Annotated in this window: 15 protein-coding genes; 10 read left to right on the top strand and 5 right to left on the bottom strand. The window is 47.9% G+C overall.

The genetic code is table 11. From position 1 onward, the window contains the following. Positions 1–118 precede the first annotated feature (118 nt). Both gloB and NO559_RS03295 read left to right on the top strand, forming a co-directional pair. Positions 119–898, top strand: coding sequence for a hydroxyacylglutathione hydrolase (gloB, locus tag NO559_RS03300; protein WP_258330365.1), 780 nt, complete (start codon positions 119–121; stop codon positions 896–898). A gap of 141 nt (positions 899–1,039) precedes the next feature. Further along, on the top strand, positions 1,040–2,641 hold the full coding sequence (locus tag NO559_RS03295; RefSeq protein ID WP_258330364.1) for a LysM peptidoglycan-binding domain-containing protein: 1,602 nt from the start codon (positions 1,040–1,042) through the stop codon (positions 2,639–2,641). Here the strand turns inward: NO559_RS03295 and NO559_RS03290 are convergent. Continuing rightward, positions 2,638–4,176 carry an HDOD domain-containing protein gene (locus NO559_RS03290; RefSeq protein ID WP_258330363.1) on the bottom strand — a complete coding sequence of 513 codons (1,539 nt, stop codon included), beginning with the start codon at positions 4,174–4,176 and terminating at the stop codon, positions 2,638–2,640. The two genes, NO559_RS03295 and NO559_RS03290, sit on opposite strands and share 4 nt — an antisense overlap. A gap of 200 nt (positions 4,177–4,376) precedes the next feature. Between NO559_RS03290 and NO559_RS03285 the strand changes: the two genes are divergently transcribed. From NO559_RS03285 to NO559_RS03255, 7 genes are all read left to right on the top strand, one after another. Then, positions 4,377–6,227, top strand: a complete 1,851-nt coding sequence (locus NO559_RS03285; protein ID WP_258330362.1) for an extracellular solute-binding protein — start codon at positions 4,377–4,379, stop codon at positions 6,225–6,227. Beyond that, positions 6,227–7,288: a microcin C ABC transporter permease YejB gene (locus NO559_RS03280; RefSeq protein WP_258330361.1), complete on the top strand. Its 1,062-nt coding sequence runs from the start codon at positions 6,227–6,229 to the stop codon at positions 7,286–7,288. Before NO559_RS03285 ends, NO559_RS03280 begins: the two co-directional genes overlap by 1 nt. Before the next feature lie 12 nt (positions 7,289–7,300). Then, positions 7,301–8,338, top strand: coding sequence for an ABC transporter permease (locus tag NO559_RS03275; protein WP_258330360.1), 1,038 nt, complete (start codon positions 7,301–7,303; stop codon positions 8,336–8,338). Then, positions 8,335–9,921 carry an ABC transporter ATP-binding protein gene (locus NO559_RS03270; RefSeq protein WP_258330359.1) on the top strand — a complete coding sequence of 529 codons (1,587 nt, stop codon included), beginning with the start codon at positions 8,335–8,337 and terminating at the stop codon, positions 9,919–9,921. The genes NO559_RS03275 and NO559_RS03270 overlap by 4 nt, the downstream gene beginning before the upstream one ends. Before the next feature lie 2 nt (positions 9,922–9,923). Next, positions 9,924–11,078, top strand: a complete 1,155-nt coding sequence (locus NO559_RS03265) for a methyltransferase (RefSeq protein ID WP_258330358.1) — start codon at positions 9,924–9,926, stop codon at positions 11,076–11,078. Between the two features lie 146 nt (positions 11,079–11,224). Then, positions 11,225–11,752 (top strand): hypothetical protein, encoded by a 528-nt coding sequence (locus tag NO559_RS03260; RefSeq protein WP_258330357.1) that lies wholly within the window; start codon positions 11,225–11,227, stop codon positions 11,750–11,752. 86 nt (positions 11,753–11,838) lie between these two features. Next, positions 11,839–12,024, top strand: a complete 186-nt coding sequence (locus tag NO559_RS03255) for a hypothetical protein (RefSeq protein ID WP_258330356.1) — start codon at positions 11,839–11,841, stop codon at positions 12,022–12,024. Between the two features lie 69 nt (positions 12,025–12,093). Here NO559_RS03255 and rlmD read toward each other — a convergent pair whose 3' ends face one another. Genes rlmD through NO559_RS03235 form a run of 4 tightly spaced genes read right to left on the bottom strand, consistent with a single transcriptional unit; the run spans position 12,094 to position 19,896 of the window. Continuing rightward, positions 12,094–13,440, bottom strand: a complete 1,347-nt coding sequence (gene rlmD, locus NO559_RS03250) for a 23S rRNA (uracil(1939)-C(5))-methyltransferase RlmD (protein ID WP_258330355.1) — start codon at positions 13,438–13,440, stop codon at positions 12,094–12,096. A gap of 8 nt (positions 13,441–13,448) precedes the next feature. Then, the gene (locus NO559_RS03245; RefSeq protein WP_258330354.1) at positions 13,449–13,706 is read right to left on the bottom strand and encodes a hypothetical protein; all 258 of its coding nucleotides are present in this window, start codon (positions 13,704–13,706) and stop codon (positions 13,449–13,451) included. Next, a complete protein-coding gene (locus tag NO559_RS03240) occupies positions 13,706–17,128 on the bottom strand; it encodes an exodeoxyribonuclease V subunit beta (RefSeq protein ID WP_258330353.1) in 3,423 nt (1,140 codons plus the stop codon). The genes NO559_RS03245 and NO559_RS03240 overlap by 1 nt, the downstream gene beginning before the upstream one ends. After that, positions 17,125–19,896 carry a PD-(D/E)XK nuclease family protein gene (locus NO559_RS03235; RefSeq protein WP_258330352.1) on the bottom strand — a complete coding sequence of 924 codons (2,772 nt, stop codon included), beginning with the start codon at positions 19,894–19,896 and terminating at the stop codon, positions 17,125–17,127. The genes NO559_RS03240 and NO559_RS03235 overlap by 4 nt, the downstream gene beginning before the upstream one ends. A 270-nt stretch (positions 19,897–20,166) precedes the next feature. On the opposite strand from NO559_RS03235, the gene NO559_RS03230 reads away from it, so the two are divergent. Further along, the gene (locus NO559_RS03230) at positions 20,167–21,240 is read left to right on the top strand and encodes a 3-deoxy-7-phosphoheptulonate synthase (RefSeq protein WP_258330351.1); all 1,074 of its coding nucleotides are present in this window, start codon (positions 20,167–20,169) and stop codon (positions 21,238–21,240) included. Positions 21,241–22,101 lie beyond the last annotated feature (861 nt).

Genomic DNA, 22,101 nt, shown 5'->3' with positions numbered 1-22,101 from the left:
ATACTAATGAATTTGACCTATCAAACACTTTTGCCACTCTCTTGTTGACCCCACTACAAGCTGGTGTAGCATAGTCTCTAACCTGTACACAGCGCCTAACGAAAAAGCCAGCGATCATATGTTAACCATAGAAGCAATTCCCGCCTTTGACGACAATTATATTTGGTGTTTATACCACAGCGTATCCAAACAGGCGCTAGTGGTAGACCCCGGCGAGGCCTTGCCAGTAATGGACTTTTTAGAGCAGCACCAGCTGCAGCTCAGCCATATACTCATTACTCACCATCATTACGACCACGTCAACGGCCTAGCTCTATTAAAAAGCCACTACCATGCCCAGGTGTACGGGCCTCATAACCCCAATATTGACGGTATAGACCACTACCTCAACGCAGGCGATCAACTGCAACTGCTAGGGCTAAGCTTTGAGATTCTCGCGGTACCGGGCCACACCCTGGATCACATTGCCTACTTCTGCCCTGAGTTAGCGCAGCAACCACGGCTGTTTTGCGGCGACACCTTATTCGCCGGCGGCTGTGGCCGCATATTTGAAGGTGATGCCGCCATGCTGCAAAACTCACTGGCACAACTGGCCGCACTGCCGCCAGCCACCCTAGTGTACTGCGCCCATGAATACACTATGGCCAACCTCGCCTTTGCCAAAGCACTAGAGCCCAACAACCCCCAGCTGCTAGCTCGCATAGCGTCTGATAGCAGCAAGCGCCAGGCCGGCTTACCCACCCTGCCCAGCACCATCGCCACCGAGCTGGCCAGCAACCCTTTTTTACGCTGCCACAGCCCTGAACTACGCCAGAGCGCGCAACAACACAGCGGCCACAATGAATTAAGCGAGGCCGAAACCTTTGCCGTGATACGCGAGTGGAAAAATCACTTTTAATCGCCGTCGTTGACCCTGCCACAGGCACTACATACAATAGTAGGCGACAGTCGCGCTAACAGAAAATAAGATAACAAAATCAATATGTTAAAAACAATTCCTCAAATCACATTGAGTATTTGCATGCTAACTGGCTGTCAAATGCTAGCCGATAAGCCGCAATCTAAGCCAGCTGCACAGCCCGAGCCCATAGACTATAGCCAACTAGCACTACCCGAGCGGCAGCTATATACCAACTATCACGCCGCCCAGCGTTGCGAGCACAGCGCCAGCCAGCCTGACAATGAGCAACCCTACTGGATAGAGCCCAGCACCGTCTGGCAGCGCATCCCTCTGGGTTATCAATTAGCGCGGCCAGAAAAACCGCGCCTGCAAGCTGAATTTAACTGGTATAAGCGCCACCCCAGCTATATGGCCAGAGTTAGCGAGCGTGCTGAACGCTATGCCCACTATATTATTGAGCAAGTGGAACAGCGCGGCATGCCCAGCGAAATCGCCTTGCTACCCATAGTAGAAAGCGCCTTCGACCCCTTTGCCTATTCCCATGGCCGCGCCTCCGGTATGTGGCAGTTTATCCCCGGCACCGCCAAGATGTTTAAGCTAAAAAGTAACTGGTGGTATGACGGCAGGCGCGACACCCTCGATTCTACCCAAGCAGCACTGGACTATTTAGAGTATTTAGCCAATAGCTACGATGGCGATTGGCTGCTGGCCTTGGCGGCCTATAACTCTGGCCAAGGCACGGTCAACAAAGCGATTAGAAAAAACCGCAAAAAAGGCAAGGCTACCGATTTTTGGGCGCTGGACCTGCCCCGCGAAACCCGCAGCTATGTGCCCAAGCTACTGGCACTAGCCAAATTGATAGAGCACCCACAACGCTATGGCCTCAAATTACACCCGGTTGCCAACCAGCCCTATTTTGCAGTGGTGGAAGTAGGCTCGCAAATTGATTTAGCCCAAGCGGCAGAAATGGCGGAAGTAGATATAGAGGAAATTTATAAACTCAACCCCGGTTTTAATCGCTGGGCCACCGACCCAGAGGGTCCCCATCGCTTATTAGTGCCTACTGGCAGTGCCAGCGCTTTTAGCGACAAGGTTAGCCAGCTCAGCAAAACAGAACGCCTACACTGGCAGCGCTACACGGTAAAAAGTGGTGACTCTTTATTGCTGTTGGCCAAACGCTTTAACACCGGCGTGGAAACCATACGCCAGGTTAACGATATCAAAGGCAATATTATACGTAGCGGCCAAAAGCTGATGATCCCCATGGCCTCACAGCAAAGCCACCACTATGCCTATAGCGCCAAACAAAGAAGTGAAAAAATTAAAACCAGCCGTAAAGGTGCAGCCGGTACCGTACAGATATTTCACCAAGTACAAAACGGTGAAAGCCTGTGGACCATTGCCCGCAAACACGGGGTAAGCAGCAAACAAATTGCCCACTGGAACGGCTTTGCCCCCAAGGATTTAATTCGCCCCGGGCAAAAGCTCAGCCTATGGGTAAAAGCTAAACCGGCGGCAGAAAAAGTCGCCAGCCTGGCTCTGGCCAAAGCCCAGCAACGTGAAGCGGTGATGAAAAAACTAGGCTATACCGTGCGCAGTGGTGACTCACTGGCAGGTATAGCTGACAAGTTTAAAGTCAAACTGGAAGATATTATTACTTGGAATAGCGTTAACCCTAAAAAGTACTTACAGCCAGGGCAACGCTTAACCTTGTATGTAGATGTGATGAATCGCCACTAACGCTTAGACTTTGCCGCCAACATTGCCAAAGAACTATTGGCCTGCTGCACAAAATGTGAGTAGCTATCAAACTGCTCTTGGGTAATATCGGGGCCTTTAATACCCCTGTCGGCCAATAGCAAACCTATGGTGCGCTTGCCGGTATAAATAGCGGCAATAACACAATTGTCGGTATCGATAAGGTTTTGCATGCGCTTATTCACTAAGTGCTCCAAGCCACAGCTGCTGCGACGCTTCATCCACACCGTTACCTGCTTGTGCAAGCAATAAGCAAATAAATTATCTTGCTGCGCCTTAACCGGCATTTTTAAGTCTTCACGCCAAATATCGGTTTTTTCACCCAAGATATATTTGGCCGTCATCATAGTGACCTTTGGGTCTATCAAGCACAGCGCCACGCGCTCAAAGCCTACCCCTTTATGTATGCCTTCCGTCAGCATGGTAAACAAGGTATTGACGTCTATGTTGTGCTCTACCATATTGCCCATTTCGCGCAATATCTCTAGTTGCAGCTTGGCATCGGCATGTACCCCGTCATTGACAGGTGCGGTAGCCACAACAGCTGCCTCTTCTGTAGTGGCAGACGCTTGCGGCGCAGATGCTGTCGCATCTACCTTGGGAATATAACGAGTAATACTTTCGGCACCATAGGTATTGGCCACCCCTGCAGCGCGCTCAGCCCCCTGAGTGATCTTGGCCCGCATATCCTGCAGCCCCACACCGGTAAACATAGAGGCATCAACTAATACGTCGGTAAATTCTGGTGAATCCCAGCCCTTCTCGGCGGCCGCACTGATTTTCTCACCTAATAGCACGGCTTGGGTACGCAGGCTGGGCTTATGGCCCGGGCTAAGCACTTCTTTTAAGTCTTCCCCTAAATTCCATTTATCGGCTAGGGCTACCCCTACCTCTTTTAAGGTAGTGCCCAACACTTTTTGCTCTAGCTTGGGGTTGGAAAACTCCCCGCAATTGTCTAAGGCGCCATCTAAGAGCTTGGCATGCTCGCCCTTCATGCTCCAAAAAGCCATGTCGCCAACATGCAATAATAAAGCGGTGATAAACACTTCTTCGTCAGCTTGATTATCAACTTGCTGCATCAGGTTTTCGGCCTGTACTGCGGTGTGAAAGCCGCGCGCCATCCACTGCATCATGCGCTCTTTATCTTTATTTTTTAGCAGCGAGTCCACCAGCATAATGGACAGAGAAATCGCTTTAATCCCCTTAAACCCCAACTGCACTACAGCGCGGCTTATGGTATTGATTTTATTGCTGCCTCGGGTATTGGTAACACTATTGGCTAAACGTAGAACTTTGGCGGTAAGCGCAGAGTCGCGCATAATTAACTCAGATAGCTGCTCGGCTGAGGATTCACTGCATTGCGTAACCGCATTAATCTCCTGCATCACGCCAGACAGCACCGGCAGCTGTACATTATTTAGCTGCCGCACCCAATACTCTGTGTCTTTGCTCTCCACACCTACCCCTAATACCATAAATCTTGGATTATTGTTGTTGTCGTTATTTAATGGCCACATATTATAGCGTGAACCCTTCCATAGCTAACAACTTCTTGATAACTTTGTTATACCGCAAGGCAATAAGTGCATAAAAATCAAACAATTTTAAGACTATGAGCCAACAATAAGTGCGCTATTACTCTTTACTCTGCAATTTAGCAGCCCAGTAATCGCCTGACCCATTGTTCACCAACGCAAACAGCCGTTAAGTATCATCCATGAGCCCATATTGCCCCTACTTTAACTGCAGGCAGATTATTGTACTGCTAAGCCTAATATTCTGCTGCCAGCTCAGCTATAGCAGCACAGACCAGCAAACGATTATCCACAGCCATGCTATCGCCATGCATGGTGAGGCCAAATACCCCTCGGGCTTTAGTCGTTTTGATTACAGCTCCAGCCTAGCCGTAAAAGGTGGTGAACTGCGCCTAGGCCAGCAAGGTGGCTATGACAGCCTCAACCCCTTTATTGCCAAGGGCAATAGCGCGGCCTATTTGGGCCTTATTTATGACACGCTTACCGTCAGCTCTAAAGACGAGGCCTTTACCCAATACGGCTTGCTGGCTGAAAGCATGGAATACCCTGAGGATAGATCCTGGATAATATTCAACTTGCATCCGCATGCTACTTTCCATGATGGTGTTGCAGTCACGGCCGACGATGTGGTGTTCACCTTTAATACCCTAATGGAAAAAGGTAACCCCTTTTATCAAAGCCTATACGGCGATGTAGAGTCAGTCGTTGCCCTGAGCAACAAACGAGTGCGTTTTAATTTTAAAAACAAGCTCAATCAAGAGCTGGCCCTAATCGTGGGGCAACTGGCCATTTTGCCTAAACATTATTGGCAAGATAAAGATTTCGCCAGCAGTAGTTTAGAGCCCCCCTTGGGCAGCGGCCCCTATAAATTGGACAGCATAGATCCAGGCAGAAGCATAAGCTATCAACGTGTATCCGATTACTGGGGCAAAGATTTAGCGGTCAATGCTGGCCATTATAATTTTGATCGCATCATTATTGATTATTATAAAGATGGCAATGTGCTATTAGAGGGTTTAAAAGCCAAGCAATACGATTTTCGGGTGGAATACTCATCCAAACAATGGGCTACCGGCTATACCGGTGAGGCACTAACAAAACGAGAGTTGATACAGGAAGAAATCCCCCATCAACTACCCAAAGGCATGCAGGCTTTTTTAATGAATTTGCGTAAGCCTTTATTTCAGGATATGCGCGTCAGGCAAGCCTTAGGCCTGGCTTTTAATTTTGAGTGGAGTAATAAAAACTTATTTTACAATGCCTATACCCGCAGCCAGAGTTATTTTTCTAACTCTGAGTTAGCCGCCACTGGCCTACCCTCCGCAGCTGAACTTGCCATACTTACACCTTATAAAGATCAGCTACCTAGCAGCGTTTTTAACCAGCCCTACAAAGCACCAGTATCCGATGGCGATAAATATAATCGCAAAAATTTAATTCGCGCCATGCATTTGCTCAAAGAGGCGGGTTGGCGCGTGGTCGACAATCAATTAGTCGATAGCAATAACCAGCCCTTTAGCTTTGAAATCACCCTGGTACAACCTAGCTTTGAGCGCATCGTTAACCCCTATATCAAGGCCTTAAAAAAACTGGGTATCACAGCCCATATACGCCACAGTGAGGTGTCACAGTATATCAATCGATTGCGTAATTTTGACTACGATATGATCGTGGGTGGTTTTGGACAATCGCTTTCACCAGGCAATGAACAAAAAGAGTACTGGCACTCCAGTACCGCCGATACTCCAGCTAGCCGTAATTTGATCGGCATTAAAAATCCTGTGATAGATGACTTAGTGGATCTAGTCATTAACGCCCCCGACAGGGCCAGCCTAGTCACAAGAACCCGAGCATTGGATCGAGTGCTATTGCATAACCACTATGTTATCCCACAATATTATATAGCCAGCCACCGCATCGCCTATTGGAACAAATTTCAGCGGCCGGCCATTAGCGCAAAATATGATTACGGCTATCAAAACAGCATACTGACTTGGTGGCTTAAACCTGAATATCTTAAGGGCCAGCGCTAATGCTCAATTATTTTTTAAAGCGTATAGCGCTTATTATCCCCACTTTATTAGGCATTATGCTGCTTAATTTTATTATTATTCAAGCTGCCCCTGGCGGCCCTGTGGACCAAATGATAGCCAAGCTACAAGGTCTGGGCGATAGCGCCACCGCAAGGGTGAGTAATGCCAGTGATGGTGAAACTCAAAACTACAGCAGCCACGGCCTATCAGCTGAAACGCTGGCCAAAATCGAGCAAATGTATGGTTTTGACAAACCCGCCCACAGCCGTTTTATCGACATGCTGGTGGACTATAGCCAATTGAATTTTGGCGAAAGTTTTTATAGAAACAGCTCTGTTATTGATTTAATTAAAGAAAAACTCCCCGTTTCTATCTCACTGGGTTTATGGAGCACCTTATTGGTGTATTTAATTTCCATACCCCTGGGCATTAAAAAAGCCATTAGCCACAACAGCCGCTTCGATATTATTAGCAGTGCTATTATTACCGTGAGCTACGCCATACCCGGATTTTTGTTAGCGATATTTTTAATTGTGATTTTTGCCGGCGGCAGTTTTTTAGATTGGTTCCCTCTACGCGGCTTGCATTCTAACGATTATCAACAACTCAGCCTCTGGGGGCAAATCAAAGATTATTTTTGGCACCTGGCGTTGCCGCTTACCGCTTACACCATAGGCGGCTTTGCCACCTTGACTATGCTCACTAAAAACTCCTTTTTAGATGAAATTAATAAGCAATATGTCATCACCGCCAGAGCCAAGGGCTTAACCGAGCAAAAAATATTATACGGCCATGTATTTCGCAATGGCATGTTAATTATTATTGCGGGCTTTCCAGCTGCTTTTTTAAGCATGTTCTTTACCGGTTCTATGTTAATAGAGGTAATTTTTTCGCTAGACGGTTTGGGCCTACTGGGATATGAATCGGTAATTAACCGCGACTACCCAGTTATTTTTGCCACCCTATTTATTTTTAGCCTACTGGGCTTATTGCTCAAACTAATTAGTGACCTTACCTATATCTTGGTAGACCCACGCATCAACTTTAACGCGCAACGCTAACAGGCTTAAGACGTGACTAAACTTTCAACACTAAGCCCTATTAACCAACGCCGCTGGGCTATATTCCGCGCTCACCGCCGAGGCTTTTACAGCCTTATAATTTTTAGCCTGCTGTTTGGCCTCAGTTTATTTGCTGAACTAATCGCCAATGACAAGCCTTTTATTCTTAGCCATAAGGGTGAGCTGTATGCGCCTGCGCTATTTTCCTACCCGGAAACAACCTTTGGTGGTGTATTTGAAACCGAAGCTGACTACAGCGACCCCTATGTAGTGGATTTATTAGAAAGTAACGGTTGGGTGCTGTGGCCACTAATCCCCTATAGCTACGACACCCACATAGATCAACTGAGCAGCCCAGCCCCATCTGCCCCCGACAGCAACAACTGGCTAGGCACCGATGATCAAGCCAGGGATGTATTAGCTCGTATAATTTATGGTTTTAGAATTTCCGTACTGTTTGCTCTTAGCCTCAGCCTGGGCAGTTCACTAATAGGTGTAGCAGCGGGTGCACTGCAAGGTTATTTTGGCGGCAAGGTGGATTTACTAGGCCAGCGCTTTATTGAAATATGGTCTGGCCTGCCGGTACTGTTTTTACTGATCATACTGGCCAGCATGATTACCCCCAGCATTTGGTGGCTGCTGGGCATCATGCTGCTATTTAGTTGGACTCAATTAGTGGATGTGGTGCGGGCAGAGTTTTTACGCGGCCGTAACCTAGATTACGTGAAAGCCGCTAGAGCCATGGGAGTAAATAACAGAACCATTATGCTGCGTCATATTTTACCCAATGCCATGGTTGCCACCCTCACCTATATGCCTTTTATTATTACTGCCGCCATCACTACCTTAACTTCACTGGACTTTTTAGGCTTTGGTCTCCCTCCGGGATCAGCTTCCTTAGGAGAGCTAGTAGCGCAGGCCAAAGCTAATTTGCACGCGCCCTGGCTAGGCCTCAGTGCCTTTATCGTACTCGCCGCCATGCTGAGCTTACTGGTGTTTATTGGTGAAGCCGTACGCGATGCCCTGGACCCAAGGTTAAACAGTCTATGAGCCACCCCTTACTCAACATAGAAGAGCTATCCATCACCTTTAACAACCAGGCTGATTGCACGGTGAACAAGCTCAACCTCAGTATTAATGCCGGTGAAACTGTCGCACTAGTGGGCGAGAGCGGTTCGGGGAAATCGATCACCGCCCATGCCATTATGCGTTTGCTGCCCTACCCCTTAGCCAGCCACCCCAGTGGCAAAATAATGTTTGAGGGCACAGATATTTTAAGCCTGCCCCAAAAGCAATTACGAGCACTGCGTGGTAATGACATCGCCATGATTTTTCAAGAGCCGCTCACCGCCTTAAACCCCTTGCAGACCATAGGCAAGCAAATTGCCGAAGTGATTAGCCTGCATCAACAGCATCGCCGCGATTTACAACAACAGACAGTAGAGCTATTAAACAGGGTCAAAATAAAAGATGCTCAGAGTAAAATAAATAGCTACCCCCATGAGCTATCCGGCGGTCAACGCCAGCGGGTAATGATAGCCATGGCCATTGCCAATAAACCCAAGTTGCTGATTGCCGATGAGCCCACCACGGCCTTAGACGTGACCGTGCAAAGTGAGATATTAGACTTACTGCTAGAAATACAAAATGAGATGGGCATGGCTATATTATTAATCAGCCATGATTTACGTATAGTAAAAAAAATGGCACAGCGCAGCTATGTCATCCATCAAGGCGAAATTGTAGAAACACAAACTACCCAGCAATTATTTAGCCAGCCCCAACACCCCTGCACCCAACATTTATTACAGGCACAGCCTGACTTAAATCCCGTTGCTATTACCAATGCGAATCTGCCCGCACTGCTTAGCACTAAGCAATTAGCGGTTGATTACCCTATTGCTAAATCTTGGTTTTTTAGCCGCCAACAATACTTCAGCGCTTTACAAGCTATAGACTTGCAACTATACCCCGGGCAAACCCTAGGCATAGTCGGTGAAAGTGGCTCAGGTAAAAGCACTTTGGCTATGGCCTTACTAAAACTACAGCAAGCCAGTGGCCAGATTTACTACCAAGGCCAAGAGATTAATACTCTATCCGAACGCGCCTTTAGGCCGCTGCGACAAGAGATACAGGTAGTGTTTCAAGATCCTTTTAGCAGCCTTAGCCCTAGGCAATCCATAGCCGAAATTATCAGTGAAGGCTTAAAGGTGTTTCAAAAACTAACACCGCAGCAATGCGAACAACAAGTTATAGCGGTATTACAAGAAGTTAAGCTAGACCCAGAGTTGCGCCACCGCTACCCCCATGAATGTTCGGGGGGGCAGCGCCAGCGTATAGCCATAGCGCGGGCAATTATACTTAAACCTAAAATTATTATTTTGGACGAACCCACTTCGGCATTGGATAGATCAGTGCAAATTCAGATCTTAGATTTATTAAAAGATTTACAGCGCCGCCACCAGCTTAGCTATGTATTTATTAGCCACGATTTAACCGTAGTACGCTCTATCAGCCATCAACTGATAGTGATGAAAGAAGGCGCCGTGGTAGAAGCCGGCACTAGCGCCAGCCTGTTTAACCAACCGCAACACCCCTACACCCAACAATTACTACAGGCCGGATTAAATTAAATTTGAACACAGAAATATTTAACAACGCCCTAGCCCGCGTACAACTTCAGCGCCTGCCCTTACAGCATCACCAAAGCTTAAGAGCTTGGGATGCTGCCGATGAATTATTGCTTAAGCATATTGCCCAACAACAACTAGCACAGCCACACAGCAAAGTGCTAGTTATCAATGATCACTTTGGTGCCTTAAGTGTTAGCTTAGCCGCAGCCAGCATTGAACAGCTTAGCCATTGGGGCGACTCACATATTAGCCAGTTAGCCACGGCGCATAATTTAAAACTCAATCAGTTAACTACGCCAATTCATTATCTTAGCTCGGTACAATCACTTAGTGACTGCTACGATTTGATAGTGATTAAGCTACCCAAAGTGAGCGCCTTACTTGAAACACAGCTAAACGGCTTAGCGGCACAGCTGACAGCTAAGGGCCAAATCATTGCGGCAGGTATGTGCAAGCATATGCCTATGTCTAGCTACCGTATTTTCGAACGCTTAGTAGGCCCCACCACCACATCCAAAGCCGAAAAAAAAGCGCGCCTAATTTTCCCCCAGGCCGTGCATCAACAAGCGCAACCCCTGCCCTACCCAATAACTTTTACCGAGCCCAGCCTAGGGCTAACGCTAAGCAATCACGCCAATGTTTTTTCTAAAGAAAGCTTAGATATAGGTGCTCGTTTTTTTATCCAGCACTTCAAGCAGTTACCCAGTGCCGAACATATTATCGACTTGGGCTGTGGTAATGGCGTGCTGGGCATTATGGCCAGGCGCTTTATGCAGCAACAAGGGGTAAACAGTCAGATACATTTTGTAGATGAGTCCTATATGGCTGTTGCTTCAGCACAGCTTAACTACCAACAGGCTTATCACAACCTGGACAACTGCAGCTTTCACCACAGTGAATGCCTGAGCCAACTAGCCGACATAAGCGCTGATTTAATACTGTGCAACCCGCCTTTTCACCAGCAGCATACGGTTGGTGACTACCTAGCCAAGCGCATGTTTAAACACAGCTATAGCAGCCTCAAGCCACAGGGCCAGCTGTGGGTAGTAGCCAACAAGCAACTGCCCTATGCCCCCTATTTAAAGAATCTTTTTGGCCACTGCACCAAGATTGCCAGCAATAAGAAATTTGTGATCTATCAAGCCATAAAACAATAAACATGACTTATAAACAGCGCAGAAGCACTGATAATAAGCATTTCAGCACTGCGCATAAGCGCAAATGCGTATAGCAAAATCCTAGTTTTCGGCTACTATTCAGGGAAATGGAATACTTTCTCGAAGTATGTACTAAGGATGGAACCATGTCGCGTCCCCCTACCAGCACCACCAGCCCAGCAGCCAGCAGCGCAGATTTACAGCAGTTCGCAAACATCACCCAAAAGCTGGGCGAGGCCTATGCCCATTTACATCCTACTTTTTTTACCAACCCAATTTGTCTGCTTGCCAAAATAGACATACATACAGCTAATGGTCGCTCACTACTAGACAACCCCAGCTTATATGCCGATGTGCTACAAACCGAGCACTTTGTACCGGTCACACTGCCGTCTTATAAAAAAGAGCAATCAGGCTGCCGACTACAATATATTTTTAATGACCCCAGCCTACAGTATGCCTGTAAGGACTTTGAATTAAGCGCCAGTTTTGGCACCAGCTATATCAGCCTGCAACTACAAAGTGCAGCAGATTTAAGCAAAATGGCCCTGGCTATAGACTATGCCCTGCAGGTCATAGACAAACTGTATGAGCGTATCAATCGAGTCACCACCGCTAACGCCATCAAAAAACTTCATAGCATAACGCAGCCTCATAAACGCAAAACCGGTTGAGCTAAAGTTTGCAAGCAAACGGCCGATATACTAGCTAGAGCTATATCATTAGCGCATATATTATTTCGCAGTAAAGAGGTCATAGCATGGAAATAGGTTCATCAACTAGCAGCCAGCTAGTCACAAACAGCCAAGAACTAGTAGGCGCTAAACTCGCCAAAAAACAGCAGGTCGCCGAAGGTGAAGCCGCCTTAAAACTACTAGAGTCAGCCAGCATTGACAGCCCCGCCGCCACAGGCAACCTAGGCGCACATATCAACATCAAAGCCTAAGCAATAGCGCTTATAGCGACTAATAATCGCAGTAAGCATGTTCTAGCAATAGCCGCTAAGCCATAGCGGCTATGTTTTTTCCAGCAATACCATGCACTCCATATGCTTGGTCTGTGGGAACATATCAATTAATGCCGCCCGGCTTAGCACATAGCCCCCCTGCTGTAATAACTCCGCATCTCTGGCTAAGGTGGCTGGATTGCAGGAAATATACAGCAACTTATCCGCCTTTTGCTGCGCCAATAATTCGCACAATTGCTTGGCACCCGCACGGGGTGGGTCCAGCACAATTTTATTAGCTGTACGGACTGGCGATAGTTGTGGGGAAAATAAATCGGCACAGATAAATTCGATATTAGTTAAACCATTGGCCACAGCATTAGCGCTAGCCTTAGCCACCATGGATTCCACTAACTCATAGGCCTGCACCTGCTGGCAACCCGCCGCCATAGGCAAGCTTAAGTTACCTATACCACAAAAATAATCTGCTACCACATCTTGGCCGCTGAGTTGCAGCCAAGCGATTAACTGCTTAATCATTTGCTGGTTGATAGCGCTATTAACCTGAGTAAAGTCACCGGCTTGATACTCTATACTCATGGCCTCGTTTAAATAATACCGCCGTGTTTGCTCCGGCGAGCTAAACAGTGCCGCGGCATAGGGCTGCTCACTATGCACCACAGTAACCGCCATAGCCTGCCGCTGAGAAAAATCCTGCAGCTGCTGGTAATCTTGCTCGGGCAAATCCGCCTTGGCGCTAAGCAGCATAGAGAGTTTGTTTTGCGCATCCACCGCAATGGCACACTCAACTAGCAGTGATCGTTTACTTAAACCACTAAGTAAAATTTTTACCGCAGCTAAACTGCGATTAATGGCCTGATCTGCGATAGCGCAGCTATCCACAGCAATAACATCATGGCTCCCCGCCTGCCTGAACCCCAAACTAAACTGCTTACCTTTGGCCTGAATCGCAAAGCGCACTCTGTGACGGTAGTGATAGGCTTCGGCAACTAGCGGTGGCTGCCAAGCTATAGCCTGCCCTTGGCGTTGTTCGTGCGGTTTAAAAAGTTGCTGCAATTGCTGCTGCTTGGCGCTAACTTGACCCTGATAATGAAAATGCTGAAAGCTGCAACCACCACAGCTGCCATAATATTCACAGGCTGGCTGTACCCTATCCGGTGATGTCTGCAATACCTTTAGGCATGCAGCCTCATCATAGTTTTTACGGCTGGCAGTAAAACGTGCCAACACTTGTTCACCCGGTAACGCGCCGCTAACAAATACCGTTTTACCGTTAAACTTGGCGATACCGCGGCCATCGCTGCTAATACTGCTAATCGTCAGCTCATGCTTACCCGGTACTGCAAGGCGTTGTTTGGGTTTAAAAACTCTAAGATTGGCGCTTGGTTTAGGCATGTCAGCTCTTAGCTTAGCGGCTTGGGTAAAAATGCTTTATAGCGGTTAACACATTGAGATTTTCGTTTTGCCAGTAGTAACTCTTCACTGCGGGAATGAAATACCTCTTTATTAATGCGCTCGCAGGGCACGGCCTTAAAGTATTCCCAATCTCTGTCTATGGCTCGCATCTTGGGCTGCGGCTGTTCATCTGTGGTTACAGGCTGTGCGCTAATTTGCGCACTAAAACCAACAGCTAACAAACATAAAATACTTTGCTTACTCATCACAACTCCTGCCAATGCGGTATGGCGGGGAAGTACAGCGCCGTTTTAACCGGCATGTCCAAGCCCGCATCCTGATTTAAAGCCTGCATTAATAGTTGGTACTGCTGTAGCTGTGGGCTATAAAGCGCTAACTCTTTGGCAATAAAATCGGCCAGCGGCTCACCGTGCAGAGGCGCAGAAGTTTTATAATCCACAATCCAGCGCGTCCCTTCTTCGTCGACAAAAGATCTATCAATCACCCGTTTCGAGACCGTATCTGCACTGCAACTGAGCAGCGCATACTCCACATCAGAGCGTTTATGTTGCGAGGATAACAACCAACGTGCCTTGGGGTCATTGCTTATATTTGTCATCATATTATCTATATAAACATTAACATCGCCCCAGCGATCCTTACTCACTCCTTCGCTGTGACATAAACGCCTTACCCATAACACTTTTTGCTCATCCGATAATCTATCCACATAGCTGACGCCCGCGGCTACGCAGTGTTCCAAAATGGCGTGGGCAATATTGCCTAGCTGCCTGGGGAAATGATCTTCAAAAAAATCCGGGATATTATTATCCCCTTCGGCAGATTGTTTAATATAAAAATCCGCCAAAGGGTTAGCAAAAGACCAATGCGGCGGCCGCCAATCATCAGCCAAGCGGAAATTAGCTGAGCCTTGATCAACCTGATCAAAGGCAATCATTAATTGATCATCATCGCCGTGCTCGTGATGCACCGAATAAATAGCTTCGTCTTTAACACTGGCCCATATGCTATTTAATAAAGATTGTTTACTGGGTGCTTTAACCGACTCGGGCTCGTACACCCCAGCCTGGCTGAAAGTAATATATAAAGTATCTATGGCTCTAGTGGCCGCCACGTAAAGCAAACGAGTGTTTTCTAGGCGGCGGCTTTCGTCTTGCTCATAACGTAAATAATCGTAAATAGCATCACTGCTGCCAGTGGCTGATAAGGGCGACATTAGCAAACAGTTATCGCCTGCTGCCGACAGGTATTCACGCCACATCAGCAGTGATTTATCATCGGAGCGCGGCCGCCGCTCTAAGGCGGGCAAAATAACCGTATCAAATTCCAAGCCCTTGGATTTATGTATGGTCATAACCTGCAGGCAACTATCATTAACTAAGGGCGCGGCATATAAGCGCGCCACCGCCGCCTCGAACTGTTTTATAGACGGCAGCAAACCCGATTGCTCATGCTGCTCTAATAAATTTAGATAATCATCTACCGCCAAATATTCCGCCGAGTCCGCCACACAGGCTGGACCGCCCAAGGCCATCCACACGCCATGCACTTGCACCCGTAAGGACTGCCTGCCGCGCTGTAGCTCTACCGCCCGTAAAATAGCCCTAACCGTAGCCATGCGCTGCTGGCCATAGCGAGACAGGCATTTGCATAAGTCCGTATTATTAATCGCCTGCTTAACGGTAACCTGTCTTTGCTGTTCACCCAATAAAATATGCAGGTCGCTGTTATCTAAGCCTATAAAAGGAGCCCGCAATAAAGCCGCCCAAGCTATGCGGTCGGCACTATTTAATAGCGCTTTAGTTAGCGATAATAAATCGATAATAGTGCCATTTTTAGATAAGGGATTAATATCTGTGGCCTGCCACTCTATGCCCGCGGCAAATAAAGCTGGCAAAATATCATTGAGGTGATTGCGCGTGCGCACCAGTATCGCAATGCTGGCCTTGGGCTTATCAGTCATATGCTGCTGCACCAGTTCTACAACTTTTAATGCCTCTTGCTGCCTAACGTCATCACCTAATAGCCCAAACGCTTTTACTTGCGAACTATCGCTAGCCTCTTGGTAAGCGCTGGAGTTTTCATAGCGCACCGCGCCACGGCCTAAGTTTTCAGTTTGCGGAAATGCCTGCTTAAAAGTTTTATTAACCCAATCGACTATCGCAGGGGTTGACCTAAAATTCACCTGCAACGACAAAGCCTGCAAGGGCAACTTGTTTACCCCCTGCCGTCTGGCCTCTAAAAACAGCCCCACATTGGCCTCGCGAAAGCCATAAATGGACTGCATACCATCACCCACAATAAACAAGGTGTTAGGTGTTTCTGGGTTAGCCTGGTTATGTTCCTGCCAGCCCTCTAGCAAAGATTTAAGCAATTCAAATTGGGTGGAGGCGGTATCTTGAAATTCATCAATTAAAATATGCTTGAGCTGATAATCCAATTTTAAACGCAACTCAGTGGGGTTAAGGCTATCACCTAAAGACTGTATTGCTGCCAAGGCAATTTGTGAGTGATCAACCTCACCTGCATGTTGAAACTCCAACATCAGCTCGGCAACCAAATACGGCAGCAAGCTGGTTAGCGCCGCTAGAAAATGCCATTGCTCGTCCGGATAGTGTAGTGCGGGCATACTGCGCAACTCATGCAGTAAGGTGGGCAGAGCTGTATCTTCTGCCAGCTGAGCCAGTAATTGCAGCATAGCCTCTTTGCGCTGCTTGGCTTCAGCCTTATCGCCAGTGGCTGTTTGTGCCGGGAAACCGGTATTTTTATTAACGGTTTTACGAAACTCACCTTTGGCAGTTAGTAGCAATTCCGCTACCGCTTGCCAAGCCGCTAAGTCATCCCCTTTAGGGCCAGGCAAAGCTGTACAGCCAGCTAGTTGCGCAACAATGGAGTCACTATGTTCTTGCTGCAAACTATGGCCAGCATAATCCAGTAATGGCGCCAACTCTGCAGCCCAAGGCAATAAGCTATGCTGTAACTTTGTTAGATGATCCTGCACTACCGCTTGCAAGCCCGATTCTAAAATATCTCTGGGTTGCTCCTGCTGATGGATAAATATATGAAACAACCACTGATCGCGGCAGCGCAATAAATCCATTAATAGCTTTTCGGTTTTGCTCCAATCGTTATCAACATGGCGCAGCAGCGCTTCTAAATGCTGGGCCAGTTCACTGTCTGTTTCTAAGTATTTTAATAAATTGGCCACCGCGCGTTGGTATAGTGGCTCGGCATTATCGGTGATTTTAGGTTGAGCACCAAAGCTGGCCAGCAAAGGCATTTGCCGGGTTAAGCTGGCACATAGGCTATCGATGGTTTGGATTTTTAAGCGGCTGGTATTAACCAACAAATTCCACTCGCAGGCTTTATCGCGTGCTAAAGCTGCTCGCGCTAAACGCCAGGTTAGCTGCTTGTACTCTTCTTCGGGTTCGTCGTTATCTCTGGCAAATAACAGCGCCTGAATAATACGGTGATGCATTTCAGCCGCAGCTTTGCGGGTAAAAGTAATCGCCAAGATTTCTTCTGGCTTATCCACCCTGGCTAACAGCGTTAATACACGCTGGCTTAGTAATTCTGTTTTTCCCGAACCGGCAGGTGCGGTAACACAGGCCGATTGCAATGGATCTAATGCGGCAATACGTTGCGCCTGATCTATAGGCGCGCTCATTCCGACAACTCCATAGCGTTACTGCCTTGATGATTAATACGGCATACGCTGGCCAAGTCGCAGTACTGACAGCTTTTTACTTTATCTTTAGGATCTACCAAGGATTTACCTGCTATAAAATCTTGCGCCAAGGCGGTTAAGGTTTGTTGCCAGTGCTGTTTTAATTGTGGCCAATCTATGGCCCCGCTGCTGCTTTGTATTTTACTATTCCATTGCAGTGTAGGCTGGGGGCACTCTTGCCCACCTACGCCTTTTAACTCGCAGCCATCTATATGCACCTGGGCAAAGCATACTGCCGAGACCTCGCGCCCTTCTTGCTCTAACAAGGAACTATATAAAGGTAATTGCGGCTGCTCCGGCCTGTCACCCCACCAACTGTTGATGGAGCTCTTACCCGTTTTGTAATCGATAACTAACTGCGAGCCATCGCTTAATTGATCCACCCTATCAACCCTGGCTACCAACTCTAACTGCGAAAAGCGAAACACTTTACGCTCCTCTCTGGAAACCACAGTAAACGCAGCGCGCTCACGCTCCACTGCCAGCCAAGCTGATAACAAGGCGGATAATCTGTCGCGCTCTATGCGCAACTGCCTGGGGCCTATGCTATTGCCTTGGCGATGATTCATTTCATTAAGAGCATACTCAGCATAATCCTGGCAGAGTTTGCTCTGCTCATCCTGAGTTAAATCGATTAATGCCTGCGAATGCTCCAGCTGCTTCCAAATTAATTCCAACGCCCTATGCAGCAAATTACCACGGCTGGCATGATCCAAACCCAGTACCGGCTCAGCCAAGGCCACTAACGCTAAACGATGGGTGGCAAAAGCCTTAAAGGGGCAAGCCGCCTGATTGGCAAATAAAGAGCTCCCCCCTTTTACCAGCTCTTCGGCTGATAACGGCCGTGTTTTATAAGCCTCGTAAGGTTGTAGTTTTTTCTGGCTAAAATAACGGCGGCGCAACTCACTATGAGGTAGTAAAACATCTATGCTTTTTTTCAATAATTGTTCGGGTGAGCACTGCTCAAACTCTGCAAATAAACCACTAACACTGGCGGGGTTATCATCAATTACCTTGGCATAGCTTACGCACAAGTTATCTGTGCTATGAATAAAGCCCTGGCTCAATAAACGGGCATATTCCAGCTCGCCTTCGGCGGTAGCATTGGGCATGGCATAGGCACGCTGCAAACTAATAGGCAACAAGGGGTTGGGCGCTGGCGCTGCCGGCCACTCTTTAGAGGACATGCCACTTAGCCATAGATAATCAAAATGCAAACCCGCTGCCTCTAAGGCACCCAGTATTTGTATGGGGGAATCAACCGTTTGCGCCTGGAATACCGTGCCAGCCAATTGCTGCTTAAACAGGTTTAGCGCATCGTTAAAATCCACATTACCTAACACCCCGCTTTGGCTAACAAAAAGCTGTAAGGCCTGCTGCCATTGTTTTAAGGCCTGATACTCTATGCTGTCTATTTTTCGCCGCCCCGGCCAAGCTAGGGCAAACAGTGATTGTTTAAAAAACACTGCCCACTCACTCAGCGGCTGTTTTTTGCTAAGGCCCATGGCGCGGGCTAAATTAGCCTGCTCTATCAAAGCGCTTAACAATGGCCAAGGGCTATCTTCCGCAAAAAACTCGGCACTAACCTTTTCAACTAATTGGCGCACTCTGGCGCTGCTAATCGTGGCGCGCTGCTCTTCGCGCAACAAACTAATTAAGCGCGCTAACGCGTTTTCATCTTGCTCGCTTAATAAAAAAAACGGTGACAGCAAGCAGTTAATAATTTGATCGCAATCTAACTGTGCTGCGTTCATTGCCAAAGCTAAAAAGCTGGCAGCAATAATAGGCTCATCGCCTAAAGGACTACCGGCAGAAATATTAAAAGGCAGATTATTGCGCTGGTAATTAGGGTTTTGAAACTCGGGGCAAAACACCTCTTGAAAAATACGCACCACTTTATCGCGCTGCTGACCTAGGCTAGGTATCACTATGGCTATAGTGGGTAGCTGATTGGGGTTGATGGCATTTTTTAATTGCTGCTTGGCCCACAGGGCGGCAACTACAATTTCTTGCTCACTATTCTCACAGGCAACGGCCACCTGCTGCGCAGCAGCGGGCCTGTTATTATCAATTACGCGCCAATGCTCACAGGCGCTATTGATTAATTTTTTTTGCAGAGGTGTAGGCTTATCTAAAGCAACACTGGCTATGGTCTGTTGTTTTTTTAACACCCCAGCCTCAAAGGCCGCTATTACTATGTGGTGTTGCTGTATGGGGGCTAAATAGGCTTTTTGCTGGCAGTAATCATCAAACTGCTGAAACCATTGCAATAAAATTTGCGCGTCATCGCCAGAAAAATATTGTTGTATTTCTGAGCTCTGTTTATCCAGCAACCAGTGCTGAAAACTATCATAAGCATTGACAACATGTTGAGCGGTTGCCCTAGGCCTAAGCAACTGCTGGCCCTGCTCTGACTCACTAATGATACGTTCAACAATTATCAGCTGCTCTGCCGAACTCAGCAACTGCCGCTCTATCGCTGGCGGATAAGCTGCCAGTAGCAGTTGTTGCCAGCTAGCCGCTAACCATTGGTTAATAGATTGTATATTGGGCGCTGCCACCACTGGGTGATGGTTATCGCGGCAAAAAATCGCATAGGCATTGCTCATGCGGCTAGCCAAACGCTGATTGGGGGTAAGCAATAATTCGCCACTGGCTAAATCGGCGGCTAGGGGGGCTATATCGTATAAAGAAATCAGCTGGGTCATGGGGTGGCGGGGTCGTCCAGTTTCATTATTAGGGCTAGGCTAATTGCAATCTCATCCTAACTGCGGCCCCATTCTAACTGCTCAATAGCCACTAAGAAATGTATCGCGGCCTAAATAATTAAGATTTTGCTGCCACAGCCTATAGATACACATTTAACAGTGGAATTAAGCTACAATCTCTGGTCAAATTATTAACGCATACCATAACATCTATTTAGTACTCTGCATTTCGCACCTCGCATGAAGTACGGCACATTTTAGGATTGAGCAATGAGCAGCAAGGCAGTAGACAACATCAATGTTGAATCTCAGGAGATTCTGATCACACCTGAGCAACTAAAAGCCGCCACCCCTATGTCTGAAGCGGCTACCAACACCGTCGCCGAAAGCCGTGAGGTGATACGCAATATTTTAGATGGCAAAGACCACCGTTTATTTGTGGTGATAGGCCCCTGCTCTATACATGATGTTGATGCCGCCTTGGACTATGCACAACGCCTAAAACAACTATCCGACAAAGTCGCCGACACCCTCTACATAGTCATGCGCGTGTACTTTGAAAAGCCGCGCACCACGGTGGGCTGGAAAGGCTTAATTAACGATCCCTACCTCAATGACACCTTTAAAATTGAAGAGGGTTTAAGCATAGGCCGCAAACTGTTACTACAAATAGCTGAAATGGGCCTACCCACCTCTACCGAGGCATTGGACCCAATCTCACCACAATACATACAAGACTGTATTTCCTGGTCAGCCATAGGCGCACGCACTACCGAATCACAAACCCACCGCGAAATGGCCAGCGGCCTATCCTCATCGGTAGGTTTTAAAAATGGCACCGACGGCGGCCTGGAAGTAGCGACCAACGCCATTAAATCAGCTGCCAAGCCACACCGCTTTTTAGGTATTAACGGCCAAGGCCAGGTATCCATCATTCAAACCAAGGGCAATGCTTACGCTCACATGGTATTGCGCGGCGGCTCTAACGGCCCCAATTACGACTCTGTGCACATAGCCCTGTGTGAAGCTGCGCTCGAAAAAGCAGGCATTAGCAAAAACATTATGGTGGATTGCTCGCACGCTAACTCCAATAAAGACCCTAGCCTACAACCACTGGTTATGGATAACGTAGCCAACCAAATTTTAGAAGGCAACAAGTCTATTGTTGGCCTAATGGTTGAAAGCAACATCCATGAAGGCAACCAAAGCATCCCCGCCGACCTTAGCCAATTACAATACGGCGTTTCGGTTACCGATGGCTGTATCAGCTGGGAAACCACCGAAGCCGCCATATTATCCATGCATGAAAAATTAAAAAGCGTGCTACCGGGCAGACGCTCTTAAAGCTTTGCAGGTTAGGTAATACCGGCAACAACTCCAGTAAGGCAGCTCCTAGAGCTGCCTTAGCTCTCGCCTCACCTCAACATCCCTCCCCTACCCGACGACCTAAAGACTGGCACGATGCCAGAGGGGTGAGCCGGGTGCTGTCGCGAAATATAAGAGGGCTGGCCGGGGTAGCGGATGAGACAGCGTAGCGCCTTAAGGCTCAGTAGCGGACGCGGGTACCCCGGAGGGGACAGACCATGTAGCGGCGGCATCCGGCTCAGCCATCGGGGTTAGTAAGCCGCTGTTTTGACCTAAGCTTCTCGCAGTAAAAAAGAAGCTTACCCGTTGGCATAGTTAGAAGCTTTAAATCTGGCAATGGCACAAGGTCATTGCTCCATGATGGCGGCCTTCCAGGCTGCCTTCACTCCCGCCTGAGCCCGACACCCCTGCGGGGAAAGCAGCCGGTCTCAGGCGCTCACTCAGCGCTCATCTTTTATATTCCGCAATAACCTTCTGCCATCACCTGCCTACCGTAGTACATCAAAGTACATATTTTTTTATCAGCAAAACTAAAATCTAGCACGATGCGAGAGGGCTGGGCCGGGTGATGTCGCGAAATATAAAAGGGCTGGCCGTGGTAGCGGATGAGACAGCGCAGCGCTTTAAGGCTCAGTAGCGGACACGGGCACCCCGGAGAGGCCAGACCATGTAGCGACAGCATCCGGCTCAGCCGTCGATGCAAGTAAACCAAACTTACCGCTAGAGCCTTTCACCAAGCAATAAAAAAGCCCTCACCAAGGCAAGAGCTTCATCATCGCTACGCGATCCAAACCTTGCATTCAATAAACAACAGCCAATCGCAGCGCCGTTAATAAATGC

The organism is Dasania sp. GY-MA-18 (assembly GCF_024734385.1).
GTDB lineage: Bacteria > Pseudomonadota > Gammaproteobacteria > Pseudomonadales > Dasaniaceae > Dasania > Dasania phycosphaerae.
Note: the sequence above shows the minus strand (reverse complement) of the source record. Positions and strands in the feature narration are given on the sequence as shown.